The sequence below is a fragment of the Pseudomonas sp. NFACC13-1 genome (assembly GCF_900104425.1).
In the GTDB taxonomy this organism is placed as follows: Bacteria; Pseudomonadota; Gammaproteobacteria; order Pseudomonadales; family Pseudomonadaceae; genus Aquipseudomonas; species Aquipseudomonas fluorescens_AA.
In genome coordinates, this window is the sequence record NZ_FMXV01000005.1 from 232,999 (window position 1) to 248,666 (window position 15,668).

Below are 15,668 nucleotides of genomic sequence, written 5' to 3' on the forward strand. Positions count from 1 at the left end.
GTGTTTTACCTGTGGGAGCGAGCTTGCTCGCGATAGCGGTGAACCAGCCACCATTGATGTTGCCTGATCTGACCCTATCGCGAGCAAGCTCGCTCCCACAGTGGATTGTGCCCAGCCAGTCGATCGGAACAGCAGTGCCCTTGGCACAACGTACCGGCGACAGTGCTCAGGACGGCTCCTTGGCAATCACCGATATCTTCCCGTTGCGCTCGATGATGGCAAACTTGATCTGCTCGAGGGTCTCGATCCCCTGGCTGGAGCGCGCCGCTTCCATGATGTCCGCCTCCACCAGGCGCGCATGACGCATCCGCCCGCGCAGGATTCGCCCGTCCTCGACGATGATGGTCGGGCCACCGTCGATCAGCCGCGACACCCATTGGGAGCGCAGTTTAAGCAATGAAAAACCGACATCAATGGCAATCAGCGTCACGATGACCATCAGCGCGTTGGTCATCGAGAAATCATCCCCCAGCAGCGCCTGTTGAGTGGCCTCGCCGATGATCATCAGTAACACGAAGTCAAAGGTGGTGAGTTCTGCCAGCGAACGTCGCCCGGCGATCTTGAACAACACCATCAACGCCGCATACATCACGGCAGCTCGCAGCACCGAGTCCATAGGTCACCTAAGGAAAAATGAACTGATTGAAACTCACCGAGGCACCGCCGGGGGTTGCGATGCGGCTGTGATAGGTCCCGAAACCGTCGCCGAGCAATGACAGGTGCAGGCTGGCCTGCCCTCGTTCATCGGCCTGTACCCAGAGGGTCATGCCCTGCCCCGCACCCGCCGAGCGCATCGGTGCAGGTTGCAACGCCTGCACCTCGAAACCTTCCAGCCAATCGCCGCCCAACTCGACTGCCAACACGGCGTTGGGCTGGCCCTTGAGACGGATGACCAGGACGTTGCTGGAGCCGTTGCGGTGGAAGGCCTGGTACTCGACGCCAAGGCTGCCGTCGTCGCTGTGCAGCTCCCGGCTGCTCAGCGGGCCACGGGAAAACAGTCCCAGCAAGGCCAGGACCACCAACAACACCAACACGTACCAGCCAACTCGCTCGAAACGCCAGACCTTGTGCTGGAACGCCATGTCTTCGCGTACCGGAAACTGGCGGCTCCGGTGGTCGTCCTGCTCGTAGGGGTCGCTCACGGCCCGCCCTCCTATCGCCGCTCGCCGGCCACGGCGCGCTGGTGAAAGCCGGGCAGTTGTTGCAACACGTATTCGGCGGCCCGCAATTGCACCTGACCGCGACTGCCGAAGAACCGCACGCAACGACTGAACAGTGCTCGCTGACCGTTCACATCGAACGCCCAGGCAAAGCAGACGGTGCCGGCGGGTATTCCGTCCTTGTCGTCTGGCCCGAGCAGGCCGGTGGTGGCCACCGCCGCGTTGGCATCGGCATCGTGCAAGGCACCGAGGGCCATCTCCTCGGCGACTTCGCGGCTGGTGAGATTGAACGTCTCGATGGTGCGTGGGCTGACACCGAGCAAGCGCTGCTTGGCCTCCGGGGAATACACCACATAACCGCTTTCGATCAGTGCCCCACTGCCGGGCACCTCGGCCAGCAATGTGACGATCTTTCCGGCGGTGCAGGACTCGGCCGTGGTCAGGCGCAGATCATGATCGCGCAAATAATCAACCAGAATTTGGGCAACAGTCATGGCAGATGGTCCTTCAGGGGGCTGATGGGTTGACCTTTGCCGTCTTGATTCATTCCCTTTATCGCCCCGTCGGCCAGGACCAGCAAATAAATGAAACCCGGGTGTTTTTCTGTGCCTCAAACCCAATAAGGGCCTCATGCAGAGGCCGTCCTGATCAGGAGGTCGTCATGTCCGCACCTTTCGTCAAACTGTTCACGCAGCCCGAATTCGCCTGGGCCGACATACGCGAGCAAGAACAGGCACATCCACGCCACTACCTGGCTCATTTGCTGCTGCTCGCGCTGATCCCCGCGGCATGCCTGTTCATCGGCACCACCTGGACCGGATGGAGCCTGGCCGAAAACGAAACGGTACGGCTCAGCAGTGCCAGCGCCCTTCAACTGTGCGTGCTGCTGTACCTGACCAGCGTCGTCGGCGTCACGTTGATGGGGCTGTTCATCCGCTGGATGTCCCGCACTTTCGAAGCGCGCCCGACGGTCAATCAATGCATCGGTTTCGCCGCCTATACCGCAACGCCGTATTTCCTGGCCGGAATCTTCGGGCTTTACCCGAGCCGCTGGCTGGCCGTGGCGGTGCTGTTGCTGGCGTCGGCCTACTCGACATTCCTGCTGTTCGTCGGGCTGCCCAAGTTCATGGGCCTCAAGAAGGAACAGGGCCTGCTGTATTCGGCAAGTGTCTGGGGCGTGGGCCTGCTGGTCCTGGTGACGATCCTGGTGGAAATGATCCTGCTCTGGTTCAACTACCTGCAGCCGGAATATTTGCGTGTCCCGGTGGGCTGAACGCGTTTTCGGGGTGCACAATGCCGATGACAGCGGCTTGGGCCGCGCTCGGTTTCGCAATCTTCGCGCAACCGGACTATCCTGCGGGTTTTTGCCCCCTGATTCGATGTGGCGGGACTGGACTATCCCGCCCTTTAAGGCCAAGAATTTATGTCATCGAAAAGCAAACGCTCTCCCAACGTGCCACAGCGACGAGAGCTGAGCCCCAGTGACCTGGACTTCCCAGTGGTGGGAATCGGCGCTTCGGCGGGCGGTTTGCAGGCCGTCAAGCAGTTCTTCGAGCACATGCCCAGGGACAACGGCATGGCGTTCGTCATTGTCATGCACCTGGCGCCCGATCATCAGAGCCTGGTGTGCAAGATCATCCAGGAAACCACCCGGATGCCGGTGCTGCAAGTCACCGAAGCCGTGCCGATCGACAAGAACCACGTCTATGTGATTGCCCCCGCCCAAAGCCTGCACATGAATGACGGCTATCTGCACGTCACCCCCGCCGAACCCCGCCAGGGCGCCCACGTGGCCATCGACCTGTTTTTCCGCGACTTGGCGGATGTGCACAAGGAAAGGGCCTTTTGCCTGGTTCTCTCGGGCACCGGCTCCGATGGCGCCGTAGGCCTGTCGCGGATCAAGGAGCAAGGCGGCGTGACAATCGCCCAAGCCCCCGAAGAGGCTGAGTTCGATGGCATGCCCCGGGCCGCCATCGATACCCAGATGGTCGATCTGGTGCTACCGGTGGCGGAAATGCCGCAAAAGTTGCTGGAACTGTGGAGCAACGCCCAGGCGATCCGCCTGCCGACCGTCAACGATCCGGAAGTAAGCACCCAACCGCCCTCATCCGAGCGCGAGGCCACCGCGGCTGAACAGTCGCTGCTGGATATCCTGGTTCAGCTGCGTGTCGGTACCGGTCACGACTTCAAGCATTACAAACGTGCCACGGTGCTGCGACGTATCGAACGGCGAATGCAGGTCACCGCCCAGGTGGATCTGCCCTCCTACTACGCCTACCTGCAAAACAACCCGGAAGAAACCAAAGCCCTGCTCGGTGATTTGCTGATCGGTGTGACCAATTTCTTCCGTGACCGTGAGGCCTTCGAAGCCCTGGAACGGGATGTATTGCCCAACCTGCTCAAGCCCGTCGAAGCCGGCAGTGTGCCGCCAGAGGAAATACGCATATGGTCCGCGGGCTGCTCCACCGGCGAAGAGGCCTACACCCTGGCGATGCTGGCCAGCGATCAATTGGTACACGACGCCAGCCCCGCCAAGCTGCAGGTGTTTGCCACCGACATCGACGAACGCGCCATCGCCGTGGGCCGCAGCGGCGCCTATCCGCAGGCGATCATCACCGATGTGCCACCGACCCGGTTGCGCCAGTATTTTCTCAAGGACGGCGCCAGTTACCGGGTGCGCAAGGAGATCCGCGAGCGGGTACTGTTCGCCAAGCACAACTTGCTGTCGGACCCGCCCTTTTCCCAGATCGACCTGATTGTCTGCCGTAACCTGCTGATCTACCTCGACCGTGAGGTGCAGCGGGAGATCCTGCAGATGTTCCATTTCGCCCTGCGCCCGGGGGGGTATCTGTTTCTCGGTTCGTCGGAGTCGGCCGATGCTTGCCAGGATCTGTTCACGCCGGTGGACAAGCGCAACCGGATCTTCCGCAGCAAATACGGCACCGCCAGCAGCCGCCGCACACCCACCATGCCCCGGGGCGGTTACGTGCGCGCGACGTCTTCTCCGGCGGAGTCCCTGGCACCGCCGGCACGCAAGGTATCGTTTGCCGACATCCACCTGCGCGCCATCGAGCGTTCCGCACCGCCAAGCATGATCGTCGATGCCAATGCCGATATCCTGCATATGGCCGAAAGCGCCGGCCGCTTCCTGCGTCATGTCGGCGGCGAGATGTCACGCAACTTGCTGACGCTGATCAACCCGCAGTTGCGCCTGGAAATCCGCACCACGCTGTTCCAGGTCAATCAAAGCGGCCAAGCGGTCAAGTCCCGCCAGGTCAACCTCGAACGGGATGGGCGGCGGTTCCTGGTGGATCTGCTGGCCCAGCCCTATCGCGACGACCTGTCCGATGGTGAGTTTGTGCTGGTGGTGTTCGAAGAGCGGGAAATCGACGCGGCCGAACAGCTGGAAGCCAACGCCAACCAGACTGAAAACCAGGTCCTCTCCAATCTGGAACGGGAACTGCAACGCACCAAACTGCATTTGCAGGACACCATCGAGCAGGCCGAGGTCTCCAGCGAGGAGCTCAAGGCCTCCAATGAGGAAATGCAGGCGATCAACGAAGAACTGCGCTCGGCCACTGAAGAGTTGGAGACCAGCAAGGAAGAGTTGCAGTCGATCAATGAGGAATTGCTGACGGTCAACTATGAGCTCAAGACCAAGGTCGAAGAGACCGACAAGATCAATGACTACCTCACCAACCTGATCGCCTCCACCGATATCGCCACGGTGTTTGTCGACCGCAGCGTACGCATCAAGTGGTTCACGCCCCGGGCGACGGAAATCTTCAGCATGCTGCCGGTGGACACCGGACGTTCGCTGCTGGACATCACCCATCGCCTGGATTACGCCGACATGGCGGCGGACGCCACGCAAGTGTTCGAGTCCTTGAACATGATCGAACGTGAAGTCAGCAGCAACGACGGTCGCTGGTATATCGCCCGGCTACTGCCGTACCGTTCCAGCGAGGACCACATCGACGGCACGGTATTGACCTTCATCGACATCAGCAAGCGCCGGGCGGCCGAGGAAGAGTTGCGCCTGGGCGAAGAACGCATGCGTTTGGTCGCCGAGGGCACCCGCGACTACGCGATCATCCTGTTGGACGAACATGGCGTGATCACCCGCTGGAACACCGGTGCCGAATTGATCTTTGGCTATTCCAAGGCCGAAGCCGAGGGCGCTTACTACGATTTCATCTTTTCGCCCCAGGACCGCGCCGACGGCGCGCCGGAAAACGAGTTGCGCCTGGCCCGGGACAACGGACGCAGCGAGGACGAGCGCTGGCACCTGCGCAAGGACGGCAGCCGCTTCTTTTGCAGTGGCGAGGTCACCTTGTTGCAAGGCGATCACCTGCACGGCTACGTGAAAATCGCCCGCGACCTGACCGGCCACAAGCGCCTGCACGAAGAACAGACCCAACGACTGATGGAAACCCAGAACAGCAGTCACCTGAAGGACGAGTTTTTCGCGGTCATGTCCCACGAACTCAAGCACCCGTTGAACCTGATCCAGCTCAACGCCGAATTGTTACGTCGCTTGCCCGTGACCAAGACCGTCAGCGCGGCGGCCAAGGCCGTCAACACCATCTGTGACGCGGTGGCCAGCCAGGCGCGAATCATCGACGATTTGCTGGACGTGGCACGGGTACGCACCGGCAAGCTCAAGCTCAAGCGCCAGGCTGTGGACCTGGGCCGCGTCCTCCAGGACATCTACACGGTGGTGATCAATGACAACCACCCGAACAAGGTCTCCCTGGAACTGCCCGAAGGGCCTGGCGAACTGATCGTCAACGCTGACCCGACCCGGTTGGAGCAGGTCATCTGGAACCTGGTGAACAATGCCCTGAAATTCACCCCCAACGGTGGGCGCGTGCAGTTGATCGCCAGCCAGGACGGCGGCATGGCGCGGCTGGATGTCAAGGATTCCGGCGTGGGCATCGAAGCCGAGCACTTGAACGAAGTGTTCGACCTGTTCGGCCAGGCCGAAACCCAGCATGCGACCCACCAACGCGAAGGGCTGGGCATCGGCCTGTCCCTGGTGCGGCAGTTGACCGAGGCCCATGGCGGCAGCGTGGAGGTCAAGTCCGACGGGTTGGGCAAGGGCTGCACGTTCACTGTCCGCCTGCCCTTGAGCAAGACTGGCGAACCACTGGCCCAACAAGCGCCCAGCGGCGAGCCATCCGGCCGTCTCAGCGGCCTGACCGTTCTGCTGGTGGATGACTCCCCCGAAGTGTTGGATACCCTCAAGCTGTTGCTGGAGATGGAGGACGCCCGCGTGCTCGCCTTCGAGCTGCCGCAAGAAGCGCTGCAAAGAGCCCGGGATGCCCGTTTCGATGTGGTGATTTCCGACCTGGGCATGCCCGTGATGAATGGCCATGAGTTGGTGCAGGCATTGCGCGAACTGCCCCATGCCAAGCACATCCCGGCCATTGCGTTGACGGGGTACGGGGCGTCTGCCGACATGCAGAAGTCCCGGCAATCGGGGTTCGATCAGCACATTGGCAAGCCGGTGTCCTATGACGAACTGATCGACACGATCGAGCAGTTGTTGCGTTCGCAGGTGAACTGAGCCTGGGCTGCCTTTTTTGGGGGAGGGCCGCATTTTTCCAGCCTATGAGGCAGCCTTTTGGATGATCGGGTTCATCCTGTGGGAGCGAGGTTGCTCGCGATGGCGGTGGTTCAGTGACATGGATAGTGAGCTTGCTGGCTTCTTCGCGAGCAAGCTCGCTCCCACGAAGGACTGCGGCGTATAGCCGCTACACCTTAAGCTTTCTTCATGCCGATACGCCTGCGCATCTCAGCCGTAATACTCTGCCGAGTCTTCTTCAGCCCAGCCCAAGGCTCATGCCCCACCTCCGCCAGACGCTCATGAACATTGTGCACATTCCACAGGTTCGCTCCCTTGAGCTCAGCCACCTCCTCACGAAATATCGGCACCGACACCGGCAACCCCTCCCGGGTCCGGGCGGCGTAGGCACAGATGGTCGTGGAGCCCAACCCATTGCGCAGGTAATCGATGAAGATCCGCCCTACCCGGTTCTTCGGCCCGGACACCGCCGAAAAACGGTCCGGCAGCAGCTTGGCCATGTGACTGACAATCGCATGACTGAAGCCCTTGACCTCGTCCCAGCCCAACTTGCGCGTCAACGGCACCACCACATGAATGCCCTTGCCGCCGCTGGTCTTCAGGAACGCCTTGAGGCCTAGTTCATCGAGCACCGACAAGGTGAGCTGCGTCGCCTCGACCATGCTTTTCCAGGGCAGCGCCGGGTCCGGGTCGAGGTCGAGGACGAAGCGGTCGGGCTTGTCCAGGTCGACAGACGTGGCATTCCAGGTGTGCAGTTCCACCGTGCTCATCTGCACCGCGCCGATCAGCGCCTCGGCGTTGTTGATGATCATCACTGGCTGTCCGGTCAGTTCCTTGTCCAGGCTGGTGATACCGGGAATCGCCAGGCGCTCGGGGTTTTTCTGGAAAAACAGCTCACCGGCGATGCCATCCGGCGCCCGGACCAAGGCGACCGGGCGGTCTTCCAGTTCCGGCAGGATGAATTCGGCAACGCTGGCATAATACTCGGCCAACTGCAGCTTGGTGGTGCCACTGCTGGCGTCGATGACCCGCTCCGGGTGAGTGATGCGGACCTTGCCGTCCATGGCCGGGGCCTTGGCTTTTGTCCTGGTCTTTGCCTTGTGCGGTTTCGCGTCAGGTTCGTCCTGGGTGCTGGTTTTTTTCGCCGCAGTGGTTTTTTTCACGGGTTTGGCAAGCTCCTGAGTGATGTCCTTGGCCGGCTTGTCGTTACGCAAGCCATGGAAGACCGCATGGCGCACCGAGCCTTCCTTGGTCATTTCGGCAAAGGCCACTTCGGCCAGCAGCGTCGGTTCCAGCCAGTGCACGCCCTTGGCTTCGTAGCCGGTGGGCGGGTTCACCACGGCGGCCTTTTTCGTCTCCAGGGGCAGCAATTGCTGGTAGATACTCTTAAGGGTGGTTTCGTTGAACCCGGTGCCGACCTTACCGGCGTAGCGCAACTGGCCGCTGTCGGCATCATGCAGCCCCAGCAGCAAGGCACCGAAGGCACTGCGGGCGCCTTTCGGATCGCTGAAGCCCACCACCACGAACTCCTGGCGATTCTTGCATTTGAGCTTGATCCAGTCGTTGCTGCGCCTGGACACATAGGTGCTGCCGACGCGCTTGCCGATCAGTCCTTCCATCTGCATCTGGCAGGCGCTGTTGAGCAGCGCGTCTGGGGTTTCTTCGAAGGCATCGGAAAAGCGCAGCAAGGGGCTTTCGTTCGGTTCCAGCACGGCGGCCAAGGCGGCCCGGCGCTCTTGCACCGGCACGTTGCGCAAATCCATGCCATTGAGATAAGGCACGTCGAACAGGTAATAGGCGATCTTGCCGCTGCTGCCGGCCTCGAAGGCGTTTTGCAAAGCCTGGAAGTCCGGCACCCCCTGCTCGTTGGCGACCACCATCTCGCCGTCGAGCCAGGCCGATTCCAACCCCAGCGTGGCCAAGGCCTCGGCCTGCCTTGGCAATTTGTGGGTCCAGTCATGGCCGTTGCGGGTGAGTAGCCTGACGTCGCCGTTTTCGATTCGCGTCATGACTCGGTAACCGTCGAACTTGATCTCATAGAGCCATTCGCCATCGGGCGCACTTTCCACCAGCGTCGCCAGTTCCGGCTTGAGGGTTTCTGGCAGCGGCCCGGCGACCGCACCGCTGAGGGTGCCTTTCGAGGCGCGTTTCGGCGATTTCGGCTGCGCGGCTTTTTCCGGTTGCTTCACCGCTTTGGCGGCAGCCTTGCCTCGACGCTTGGGCACGAGGGTGCGATCGCTGAGCACGCTGTCCGGCTCGGCCTGGACCACGTCGTATTCGCTTTCGGGGCGGGCGGCCTGGTCCTGATGCTTGATCAGGAACCACTGCTCCTGCTTGCCGGGCATATGGGTGCGTACCAGGTTCCACAGGCCGCTGAGCTTTTCCCCTTGCAGCTCGAACTTGAGCCGGCCTTTTTCGTAGGCCTCATGGGGATCCCCCTGGGGAATCCAGACGCCCCGGTCCCAGACGATCACGTCACCGGCGCCGTAGTGGCCTTCAGGAATGTTGCCCTCGAACGTGGCGTAATCCAGTGGATGATCTTCGACATGCACGGCCAGGCGTTTGGCTTTGGGGTCCAGGGAGGGGCCCTTGGGCACCGCCCAGCTCTTGAGCGCACCGTCCAGCTCCAGCCGGAAGTCGTAATGCAGCCGCGAGGCATCGTGCTTTTGAATGCAGAACTGCAAGGCGTGGGCGGTTTTTGCCGACTTGCGCGAGCGTTTCGCCGCCGGCTCCGGGGTGGCGGCGAAATCTCGCATGCGGTTGTAGTCATCCAGGGTCTTGCTGCTCATGGACCACCTGCCACCTGTTGCAAGGCTGGGTCGGCTACCGGCATCCCCGCGGTTTCCGCGAGCAGCTGATCGACCACCCGGCTCAAGGCCTGTTCAACCGAATCGCCCAGCAGCAGGCCTTGTTCGTAGAGCACGATTTGCCGATCGGCGCTGGTGCCTTCCTGGACGATCCGGCGGGCCTGCTTGAACACGTCCTGGACGCCCAGGTTGGCCGCGGTTTCACCGAAAGTCTGCTCTGCCAGGGTCAGCCACTCACCGATCAGCATCGGCTGTTCCTGTCCCTCGACGATAAACTCCGCGAGAATCCCGTGGCGCTTGGCCCGCCAGCGGTTTTCCTTGAGGATCCACTGGGACATCTGGCTGTAGTGGGCGCCGGGCCGGCGCTGCGTCACGGCATGGGCCACCATCAGGCGAAACAGCGAGACCAGGCAAAGGACGTCGTCCGCTCGCGGGCAGGCATCGCAAATGCGCAGCTCCAACGTGGGATAACGCGAGGAAGGCCGTATCACCCACCAGCAATCGCTGGCCTGGCGAATGGACCCGGTGCGCATGAGCATGTCGACATAACCGCCGAACGCCGACTCATCTTCGAAATACTCCGGCACCCCCATGCGCGGCCATTCATCGCAGGCCACTTGTCGATAGCTGCTGAAGCCGCTGTAGCCACCGTTCCAGAATGGCGATGACGCGCTCAGGGCCAGGAACATCGGCAACCACGGCAGGACCTCATTCATGATCCGCACCCGATCCTGCGTGGCCGGGACTTCCACGTGTACATGCAGGCCCGACAGCACGCTGCGCCGCGCCACCCGCTGGTAATCATCGAACAGTTGCTGGAAGTGCAGCTCGTCGGTGGGTTGCAGCACCTGGGTGGCCATCGGGTGTGAGCCGGCACTGAGCAGGCCCAGTCCATAAGGTGCCAGGCGCTGGTTCAGGCCCGTACGCACTTGGTTCAGGTAATCGGCAGCCTCGGGCAGGCTGCGAAAGATGGGCGAAGCCATTTCCACTTGGCATTGGAACATCTCATGGGCGAAATGCTTGCCCAGTTCAGCCTGGCATGCGGCGATCGCCTCCGCAGGGGGTTCACCCGGCATGCACCGGGTGTTCAGGTCAGTGATGAAATACTCCTCTTCAACGCCGAATTTCATGCGCCTGTTCATCGATAGTCCCTCCGATAGGCCCGCCCAGACCTGCGCCAATGCGGGTTACAACCAACGCCACCACGGCGATCCTTTCCACGTCCTGATAGCCCGGCGTGAGCAGTTCTTCACCGAACACGTCCGGGTCCAATTCCTTGTAGGTCCAGCCGAAATCCGCCGAGTCACGCCATTGCCCCAGCGCTTCGAGGAACGGATCGCGCCCATCCACCATGGCCACGCCGGTGTAGAGCACCAGCGAGCCGCCAGGTGTGAGCCGGGGCAAGGCCTGCTCGACGATGCGCAGCGACAGCCCGGCGCCCAGTGTGCCGCCGCCATGGCGATAGGCGCGCTCGGAGGGATCGGCCATGTACGGCGGGTTGGCGACGATCAGGTCGAACTGCCCTGGCACGTCCTGCAACACGTCACTGTGGGCGACCTCGACGTTGGCCACCTCTGCCAGCGCGGCGTTCACAGCGCTCAGGCGCAGGGCCTGGGGATTGATGTCCACGGCCAGCACTTGCGCTTCACGACGGGCGCGGGCAATCACGATGGCCCCGACACCCGCGCCGCAACCGATGTCCACGGCGCGCTGCACAGCCGTGAAGTTCTGTTGCAGGTGAGTATGGATCAGTTGGGCGAAACGATAGCTGTCAGGGCCGAAGAACACCGCATCGCTGGCTTGCGTGGGAAACTGCGAATGGGCAAACAGCAAGCCATCCAGGCTCGACCAGCGCACCCGGCTACGCAACAAACCGTCGTGTGCTTCCAGCACCTGGGCGTCTTGCAGTTGCCGCTGTTCGTCGGTGCTGATCAGTCCCGGTGCAAACGGCCGCGACCAGCCGAACACGTCCCGCAAGGTCTTGGCGCGCTCATTGCCGGGACGCTGGTTGACCCGTTCATGGGTCAACGGGGTCGGGGTGATGAAACGATAGCCGTCGGCTTGCAGGCGTCGGCCCAGTTGCAGCAGCGCAAGGTCCGGCTCGGACAGGCGTTGTTCCTCATTCATGCAGGGCTCCCTAGCGAAGTGCGGATTTGAGTTCGATGAACTGGCGAGTCGCCAGCAGCCCAGCCGGATGGCTATGGCAGCGGGCACCGAGCCAGGGCATCAGGACTTGCATCTGCTCGTCCGGCGTGCGGCCTTGCAGCGCCTGTTGCAGGTTTTGCACATCGGGATCGTCCATCGGCGTCGCGGGGGCGCAAGCCGCAACCGGAGCACGCCGGGCGCCGGACTTCACGCCCTCGTCCAGCCAGTCACCGGCAATCCAGTCATGCAGCAGCTGTTTTTCGTAGGGGCTGAAGACCCCGAACATGGCCGCGCCTGCCCCGTCGATCAGCGTCCAGAAACGACTGTTTTGCGGGTCTTCATGGCGCTTGATCCAACCTTTGTTCTGCATGGCCGTCAGGAACCCTTCCAGCTGGCCCGGTGCCGAGAGCCACTGGTTGACGGTCTTGCCTTCGAATTTGCAGTAATCGGAATGCATGTGCTGACCGAACGGGCGTTTGCGTTCGAGCATGTCCAGCACTTCGCGATCCAGGTCGAACGAGCCGATGATGGCCTGGCTGCCCTGCCCCAGGTCATTGAGGCGATAGCCCAGCGTGACCCGCTGCCAGAAAGCCCCACGGTCCGCTTCCATCGGCATCAGTTGCAGCAGCGCTTGCACGGCTTTGTGGGCGTGGCCGGTGCTGGCGTTGTCGATGGTGACGTGGAGGGTGAAATAGTACGGATCGATGTCCAGTTCGCTCAGCTCATAGGCGCTGATCAACAGATGCAGGGGCAATTGCTCGTAGCCCAGGTTGTAGCCGATGACCTCCGGCAGGTACTCGTCGCCGGCATAGCCAAGGGCCAATTGCACGGCGCCTTGCAGATACAGATCGTCGTCGATGTCCGGGGCGTCCGACAGGTCGTATTCGGCGAGCAACTTGCGATAGAGCACCACATGATTTTGCGCGGGATGACCGTCCCCCAGTTCTTCCAGATAGGTGCACAGCAACCCTTCGAAACGGTGGTCGTGCCAGTGCTTGACCACGCCATACAGCCAGGCGCCGTCCACCCGTTTGGTCGGGGCCACGGCTTGGAGGAAGTACAGGGCATGGGCCTTGCCGCTGAAGAACTCCCGTGGGCCGCCGTTCTGGCGCCGCTCCAGGTAATCAGCGTATTGCCGGGCCACGCCGGCGCTGTGTTGTTCGACCCAGGCCTGCAGCGCCATGGGATCAGAGGGCATCGCCTGGGGGAGCGCCTCGGCTTTGGCGATGCATTGCTGGAGGAACGCTTGGGCGACGGCTTGCTTGTCGGCATCGTCGGGGCCCTGGAACAGCCGTTCATAGCATTGGCGCACCTGTCCGTTATGGATGACGGGGTGCACGGTGGCCGGCTGGGATTGGAGGGGTGTCAGCGCAGTCATAAGGGCCTCTCGGGTTCTTGGCGGACGCTGAGTCAGAACGTCTCTTCTGTTGCAGAGCGCGGGGAACGGCGAAAAATTCCGTTGGATTGAATGGCAGGCGGATAAACGGGACCTGCTGCTTTGGTGGGAACCCTCGCTTCGCTCCGGGCCTCGAATACTGAGACCCTCCAGGCGCTATCCAAGGAGCAACGATGACGTTCACAGTATGGGTAGCGGTGCTCGGTGCGGTATTGCTGACCCTGGCCCTGACCTCCTCTTATCTGCGCTGGATGCCGGTCACCACCTCGGCGATGTGCCTGGTGCTGGGTGTCGCCATCGGGCCGCTGGGGCTGGACGTGCTGAAGCTCGACGTCAGCGACTCGTCGGTCTGGATGGAACACCTCACGGAAGTCGCCGTGGTGTTTTCGCTGTTCGTCAGCGGTCTCAAGTTGCGCCTGCCGCTCAAGGACCGTACCTGGCGCGTGGCCTATGGGCTGGCTGGACCGGTGATGATCCTGTGCATCGCCGGCCTGTGCCTGGCGTTGCACTCGCTGTTGGGCCTGGGTTGGGGCGTGTCGATGCTGATCGGCGCGCTGCTGGCGCCCACCGACCCGGTACTGGCGGCGCTGGTGCAGGTCAACGATGCCCGGGATGACGACCGGGTGCGGTTCGGCCTGTCGGGCGAAGCGGGACTGAACGACGGTACGGCGTTTCCCTTCGTGATCCTCGGCCTGTTGATGCTGCGTGAGGACGGCAGCGATTTTCTCGGTGAGTGGCTGCTGCGCAACGTCCTGTGGGCCGTGCCGGCCGGGTTGCTGGTCGGTTACTGGATGGGCCGCGGCATCGGCAAGCTGACCTTGTCGATGCGCATCAGGAATGCCGACAGCACTTTGTCGCCCAATGATTACCTGGCCCTGGCGCTGATTGCCCTGGCCTACGTCGTGGCCGAGTGGATCCAGGGCTATGGCTTTCTCTCGGTGTTCGCCGCCGGCCTGGGGTTGCGTCAGGCCGAGGTCCAATCCACCGATGAAGGGGCGCCACCGGCGGAACACCTGGTGCAACCGGTGGTGGGCCACGAAACCGTCGATCCCCAACAGGCCGTCGTGGGCGATACCGAGACGCTGGACGATGGACAATTGGCCGCTGGGGTGATGATGAGCGACATGCTGGCGTTCGGTAGCTTGGTGGAGCGGTCGATGGAAGTGTTCCTGGTGACCCTGCTGGGGGTCGTGCTGGCCAGCCATTGGGACTGGCGAGCCGTGGCGATCGGTGCCCTGCTGTTTTTCGTGATTCGCCCATTGAGTGTGCTGGTGGTGCCCTGGCGACGATCGCTCGACGGACCGCAACGGCTGCTGATCGGCTGGTTTGGCATTCGCGGGATCGGCAGCCTGTTTTATCTGTTCTTCGCCTTGAACCACGATCTGCCGCCAGCGGTGGCGCAACTGTGCATCGACCTCACGTTGTCGGTGGTGGCCCTGAGCATTCTGGTGCATGGCGTCACCACCCAGCCCACGTTGGCATGGTATGAGCGCCGTAAGCGGTCGAGTTGAGGCGAGTGTGCCTCAACCGCCTGGGTTGCTCAGCTGGATATAGACCGAGTACGCCCCCAGCAATACCCAGAAGGTGGCGAAGATCCAAGGGGTACGCAACGAAAACAGCAACGACTTGCGGTAGCCCTTGTGGGTCGACTCCCGCTCGCTGAACAGCGGCGATTCGTCATAGGCCAGGCCCATCAAGGGTTCGGCGCGCAACAGTTCGCTCTGCTTGAAATGCCAGTGATCGATGATCTCGTAGGCCGCCTTGATGCCCGGCCAGGCATTGAGCGAGCTGAGGAAACCCAGCAAGGCCAGGAATGGCGGCACGATCAGCGTGAATAACTTGCCCCACTCCGGGTTCAGGTTGGCCATGCAGGAGGCAAAGGCGATCACCAGGAAGGACTGGGCGGCCAGGTAAGCATCGGTTCGATTGGCCAGGATGCTGGTTTCGTATTGGATCTCCCGGCGATAGAAGTCCAGTCGCTCCTTGGGCGAGCCGAACAGTTTGGCGTTGTGTTCCGTCAGTTCTTCTTCCGGGGTGGGCCCGGTGAGTATTCTGGGCATTGCGCAGGCGGTGCCTCGGTGAGGATTCGGACTCATTAGAAGAACCCGGCGCGCGGCAAGTTCAAGTCAATGGACCACAGGTGCAGCGAAGTCCGAGGAAACGCTACCCGACCGCCAAGGTCTCTACTGTGTAAGAACAAGAGGACGGTTGTGTGGATTATCTTGGATGGGTGCAATGGCCGGCGATGCTCGTCACGGTGCTGGCCGCCTGGTTGATCGGCTCACGCCAACCCCGCCGCAGGGTGGCCGGATTCAGTTGTTTTATCGCGAGCAATATTCTGTGGGTGGTCTGGGGGCTGCATACCCATGCGTATGCATTGATCGTGTTGCAGTTTTGCTTGTGTGCGATGAATTTGCGTGGGTTCAAGAAGAACACTGAATAAACGCCTGCTCTTGTGCTGTAGGAGCTGCCGAAGGCTGCGATCTTTTGATCTTTCGCTTGGGACTCAAGTGTCTGGGGAAAGATCGCAGCCTCGTTGCACTCGACAGCTCCTACATAGCTCCTACGCAGCT

General features: G+C 61.9%; 12 protein-coding genes. 4 read left to right on the top strand and 8 right to left on the bottom strand.

The window, feature by feature from the left end:
* Window positions 1–166 precede the first annotated feature (166 nt).
* The 3 genes from BLQ55_RS09395 to BLQ55_RS09405 are packed head-to-tail and all read right to left on the bottom strand — an operon-like array spanning window position 167 to window position 1,654.
* Window positions 167–616 carry a DUF421 domain-containing protein gene (locus tag BLQ55_RS09395; protein ID WP_072405547.1) on the bottom strand — a complete coding sequence of 150 codons (450 nt, stop codon included), beginning with the start codon at window positions 614–616 and terminating at the stop codon, window positions 167–169.
* Between the two features lie 7 nt (window positions 617–623).
* Window positions 624–1,142: a hypothetical protein gene (locus tag BLQ55_RS09400; RefSeq protein WP_092253548.1), complete on the bottom strand. Its 519-nt coding sequence runs from the start codon at window positions 1,140–1,142 to the stop codon at window positions 624–626.
* An 11-nt stretch (window positions 1,143–1,153) separates the two neighbouring features.
* On the bottom strand, window positions 1,154–1,654 hold the full coding sequence (locus tag BLQ55_RS09405) for a CinA family protein (protein WP_092253550.1): 501 nt from the start codon (window positions 1,652–1,654) through the stop codon (window positions 1,154–1,156).
* Window positions 1,655–1,821: 167 nt separating this feature from the next.
* Between BLQ55_RS09405 and BLQ55_RS09410 the strand changes: the two genes are divergently transcribed.
* A complete protein-coding gene (locus BLQ55_RS09410; RefSeq protein WP_092199836.1) occupies window positions 1,822–2,433 on the top strand; it encodes a Yip1 family protein in 612 nt (203 codons plus the stop codon).
* A 150-nt stretch (window positions 2,434–2,583) separates the two neighbouring features.
* The gene (locus tag BLQ55_RS09415; protein WP_092253552.1) at window positions 2,584–6,729 is read left to right on the top strand and encodes a CheR family methyltransferase; all 4,146 of its coding nucleotides are present in this window, start codon (window positions 2,584–2,586) and stop codon (window positions 6,727–6,729) included.
* 194 nt (window positions 6,730–6,923) lie between these two features.
* Here the strand turns inward: BLQ55_RS09415 and ligD are convergent, their stop codons facing one another.
* Genes ligD through BLQ55_RS09435 form a run of 4 tightly spaced genes read right to left on the bottom strand, consistent with a single transcriptional unit; the run spans window position 6,924 to window position 13,077 of the window.
* Window positions 6,924–9,536 carry a DNA ligase D gene (gene ligD / locus BLQ55_RS09420; RefSeq protein ID WP_092253554.1) on the bottom strand — a complete coding sequence of 871 codons (2,613 nt, stop codon included), beginning with the start codon at window positions 9,534–9,536 and terminating at the stop codon, window positions 6,924–6,926.
* Window positions 9,533–10,696 (bottom strand): carboxylate-amine ligase, encoded by a 1,164-nt coding sequence (locus tag BLQ55_RS09425; protein ID WP_092253556.1) that lies wholly within the window; start codon window positions 10,694–10,696, stop codon window positions 9,533–9,535. The genes ligD and BLQ55_RS09425 overlap by 4 nt, the downstream gene beginning before the upstream one ends.
* Window positions 10,668–11,681, bottom strand: coding sequence for a methyltransferase (locus BLQ55_RS09430; RefSeq protein WP_092199849.1), 1,014 nt, complete (start codon window positions 11,679–11,681; stop codon window positions 10,668–10,670). Before BLQ55_RS09430 ends, BLQ55_RS09425 begins: the two co-directional genes overlap by 29 nt.
* A 10-nt stretch (window positions 11,682–11,691) precedes the next feature.
* Window positions 11,692–13,077: an iron-containing redox enzyme family protein gene (locus BLQ55_RS09435; protein ID WP_092253558.1), complete on the bottom strand. Its 1,386-nt coding sequence runs from the start codon at window positions 13,075–13,077 to the stop codon at window positions 11,692–11,694.
* Between the two features lie 191 nt (window positions 13,078–13,268).
* Between BLQ55_RS09435 and BLQ55_RS09440 the strand changes: the two genes are divergently transcribed.
* Window positions 13,269–14,606 carry a cation:proton antiporter gene (locus BLQ55_RS09440; protein ID WP_092253559.1) on the top strand — a complete coding sequence of 446 codons (1,338 nt, stop codon included), beginning with the start codon at window positions 13,269–13,271 and terminating at the stop codon, window positions 14,604–14,606.
* A gap of 12 nt (window positions 14,607–14,618) precedes the next feature.
* Here the strand turns inward: BLQ55_RS09440 and BLQ55_RS09445 are convergent, their stop codons facing one another.
* Complete coding sequence (locus BLQ55_RS09445; protein ID WP_092199857.1) at window positions 14,619–15,155, bottom strand: hypothetical protein; 537 nt, start codon at window positions 15,153–15,155, stop codon at window positions 14,619–14,621.
* A 152-nt stretch (window positions 15,156–15,307) separates the two neighbouring features.
* On the opposite strand from BLQ55_RS09445, the gene BLQ55_RS09450 reads away from it, so the two are divergent.
* Window positions 15,308–15,538 (top strand): hypothetical protein, encoded by a 231-nt coding sequence (locus BLQ55_RS09450; RefSeq protein WP_060742403.1) that lies wholly within the window; start codon window positions 15,308–15,310, stop codon window positions 15,536–15,538.
* Window positions 15,539–15,668 lie beyond the last annotated feature (130 nt).